The sequence below is a fragment of the Fulvivirga lutimaris genome (genome assembly GCF_009711525.1).
GTDB classification, from domain to species: domain Bacteria; phylum Bacteroidota; class Bacteroidia; order Cytophagales; family Cyclobacteriaceae; genus Fulvivirga; species Fulvivirga lutimaris.
On record NZ_SMLV01000156.1, the window covers coordinates 1 to 3,300 of the forward strand.

General features: G+C 39.2%; 4 protein-coding genes. 2 read left to right on the plus strand and 2 right to left on the minus strand.

The genetic code is table 11. The features are described from left to right. The coding region (locus E1140_RS01060; RefSeq protein ID WP_155178130.1) for a M13 family metallopeptidase at positions 1-1,922 on the minus strand (1,922 nt) is incomplete at its 3' end. A 175-nt stretch (positions 1,923-2,097) separates the two neighbouring features. On the opposite strand from E1140_RS01060, the gene E1140_RS01065 reads away from it, so the two are divergent. Both E1140_RS01065 and E1140_RS01070 read left to right on the plus strand, forming a co-directional pair. Then, positions 2,098-2,586 carry a hypothetical protein gene (locus E1140_RS01065; protein ID WP_155178132.1) on the plus strand — a complete coding sequence of 163 codons (489 nt, stop codon included), beginning with the start codon at positions 2,098-2,100 and terminating at the stop codon, positions 2,584-2,586. 9 nt (positions 2,587-2,595) lie between these two features. Next, positions 2,596-2,820 (plus strand): hypothetical protein, encoded by a 225-nt coding sequence (locus E1140_RS01070; RefSeq protein WP_155178134.1) that lies wholly within the window; start codon positions 2,596-2,598, stop codon positions 2,818-2,820. On the opposite strand, the gene E1140_RS01075 is transcribed toward E1140_RS01070, so the two are convergent. Then, on the minus strand, positions 2,817-3,170 hold the full coding sequence (locus tag E1140_RS01075; RefSeq protein WP_155178136.1) for a hypothetical protein: 354 nt from the start codon (positions 3,168-3,170) through the stop codon (positions 2,817-2,819). The two genes, E1140_RS01070 and E1140_RS01075, sit on opposite strands and share 4 nt — an antisense overlap. Positions 3,171-3,300: the final 130 nt, after the last annotated feature.

Here is a 3,300-nt window from a genome sequence, read left to right on the forward strand (position 1 = left end):
TCATCTTTGTACTTAATTCTCCAAACAGTAGCCCAAGACATAAAGAATCTTTGCTCTGGTGTGTAACCATCTATCAAACCTGGATTACCATTGGCAGCCAAATGTCTTTGTAAACCATCATAAGCAGCATTGATTCCACCAAGGTCACCAATATTTTCACCTAACGTGAAGGCTCCATTTACATGCACACTATCCAACGGCTCATAAGCGTCATATTGAGCTACAAGCATTCCTGTTCTTTCTTTGAAGTTAGTGGCATCCTCATCAGACCACCAGTTTTTCAAATTCCCCTCAGCATCAAATCTGCTTCCCTGATCATCAAAGCAATGAGATATTTCGTGACCAATAACAGCACCAACACCACCATAATTCACAGCATCGTCCGCTTTGTAGTTGTAGAATGGTGGCTGTAAAATAGCTGCAGGAAATACAATCTCATTAAATAATGGATTGAAATACGCATTCACCGTTTGTGGGCTCATACCCCACTCCTTCTTATCTACTGGCTTACCTAATTTAGCTACCTGACGCTCAAAACCGAACTTAGCAGCGTTCATCAAGTTTTGTGCATAAGAACTGGTTTCAGGGTCACCATTAACCTCCAATGCGCTATAGTCTCTCCACTCATCAGGATACCCGATTTTCACAGTCATGGTCTTCAATTTCTCCAAAGCTTTCTCTTTGGTAGAATCTGTCATCCAATCCAACGCCTTAATTCTTTCTGCGAAAGCAATTTTGATATTCTCCACCATTTCCATTGCTTTCTGCTTAGCTTCCGGAGGGAAAGTCTCGTCCACATAAAGTTTACCAATTGCCTCTCCTAAAGAACCGTTAGTTGTTCCAAGCACGCGCTTCCACCTTGGGCGCATCTCTTCAACTCCTCTCAACTCTTTGCTAAAGAATTCAAAGTTGGCTTGAACAAAATCATTGCTTAGGTAGGCAGCGGCACCGTCAATTAATCTCCATCTCAGATATTCTTTAATATCAGACATAGGAACCTTGGTTGCTATTTTCTGAAACTCCTCCATAAACTTAGGCTGAGTAACAATTAAGGTATCAACACCTGTAACACCAATGTCTGCCAAGTACATTTTCCAGTCAATTGAAGGAACAATCTTAGAAAGCTCACTTAAAGACATTTTATTGTAAAGAGCAGGAATGTTTCTTTGCTCCACATTAGTCATAGACGCATTAGCTAACCTTGTTTCTAAAGTCATGATTCTCTTAGCCTGAGCATCTGCAGAGGTCATATCGTCACCGAGCAATTGAAGCATTCTTGAAACATGCTTCACATACTTCTCTCGAATCTCCTTGGACTTGCCATCAGTTTTTGTGTAATAATCCCGATCAGGAAGCCCTAAGCCACCCTGACCAAGGTAAGTGCCCATCACCTTGCTGTTTTTCAGATCAGGGAAAACGCCAAACCCGAAGAATGCACCTCCACCATAGGTCTCTTGCTCTGATAAATATTTTTGTAAACTTGTCACATCACTAATAGAAGCAATTTGTTCTAAATGTGGTTGCAAGGGCTGAACACCTGCACGCTCTGCAAGCAAAGAATCCATACCAATGGCATAGAAATCAGCAGCTTTGCGCTGGTCTGTACCGGCTGCATATTTATCACTTTTCGCTGCAGACTCAAGTACATTTAATACAGTTTCGTTAGTTTGTTCTCTTAACTCATTAAAGCTACCCCATCTTCCCTGATCTCCAGGAATCTCAGTCTTATCAACCCAATTACCATTAACAAATCTGAAAAAATCATCTGCGGGGCTAACAGTGGTATCCATTAATTCAAGATTAATGGCAGCTACTTCTTTTTCCTCTGTTGCAGCCTCAGGCTTCTCACCGCAAGACTGCCAAAGTAGGGCTGCCCCCAGTACGGTAGCCAATGGCTTAATATTCAATTTACTTAGTTTCATCGTAGTATTTTTTGGTTTTTGGTTTAAAGGAGCACTAAAATATCCAATCTTCGCCAAACAGACCTTATAAAGGTTGACTAACGGTCATTAGCTTAGATTAACATCCAATTTATGGTTTATGTATTGTAAGCAAACTTTCCATTTTGTAATTTGTTATTAATTAAAACACAAAGGCATGGCAAAAGCTAATAATGAAATCATACTAGTTCTGAGAAAAACAGCCAAGGAGTTATCAAAGGCATCGACCTATCAATGGGGACATATGGGAAGCTGTAACTGCGGATTTCTAGCTCAGCAAATCACTGAAATGAGCAGCAAAGAAATACATTCCAAGGCTATGCAGAAACATGGCGACTGGAATGAACAGTTAAATGACTATTGTCCTACCAGTGGCCTATTGATGGATGACCTTATTAGTCAAATGCTAGACTTTGGTTTTGACTCAGATGATCTCAAACATCTTGAAAAGCTAAGTGATAACCGAATATTACAGTGCCTGCCGATTGAAGAGCGATATCTTCAACACAACAATAAAAATGATGTGATCAAATACCTTGAAACATGGGCTACCATGTTAGAACAATCTCTTATTGAAAATATTAAGTTGCCGGCAATTGACGTTCAAAATATCAGAAAGAAACATGCTACCTTTGCTGAGGTTTAAAGCTTATTTATGATTCACGAATATTTTAAAAAGGATTTTGGCGATTTTAAGATTATTGTTCAGCTAAATCCAAAAACTTTTGAGGGTGTTGAGTTAACTATTCACTCGAACAAAGAAATTGAGAAAAGAGATATGCAGTTTGATGCAGAAATATATGATGATTTTGCGGAAGACGAATTTATAAAAGCTAGTCCCTTAGAATTTAACTTGTACCTCAACGGTATCAGTGACTAATAAACTTCCCATTCCAGACTGTACTTAGCCTCCTCTCCTTTTTCTACTTTTAAGTCTGTCTTGAAAGGTCCTCCTCTTTCGTTAATCAACATACTAAATACTCCAAGCTTATCATTTGGCGTCCAGAAGTCATACTCCCATAGTTCTATACTGACAGTCTCATCTTTGGCTATCCCTTCTATATTATGAGCCACTTTATGATCTCCCTCTTTAACCTTTACATACTTGGCATCTACGGGCCAGACCTTATCCTTGTTGATTTTCAGAAAGACCTCATCGCCATCACTTTCATCTTGTCGATAACACGAAAGATTTAATATTCTTAACTGGTATTTTACGCTATCTGTCATGGTTAAAGGTGCTTTTGGGGTATGAATTTATAAAAGATATTGCAAAGTGAGAATATAATTTTAACAATTGATTTATTCGGCTTAACTTTGCTTTGGCAAATCAGTACGACCAGCTCCTGCTGAACTCCCC

What these genes read in the sequence shown, in the direction of transcription:
- E1140_RS01065 (WP_155178132.1), top strand. Translation starts at nt 2,098, where the DNA reads ATGGCAAAAGCTAATAATGAAATCATACTAGTTCTGAGAAAAACAGCC.
- E1140_RS01070 (WP_155178134.1), top strand. Translation starts at nt 2,596, where the DNA reads ATGATTCACGAATATTTTAAAAAGGATTTTGGCGATTTTAAGATTATT.
- E1140_RS01075 (WP_155178136.1), bottom strand. Translation starts at nt 3,170, where the DNA reads ATGACAGATAGCGTAAAATACCAGTTAAGAATATTAAATCTTTCGTGT.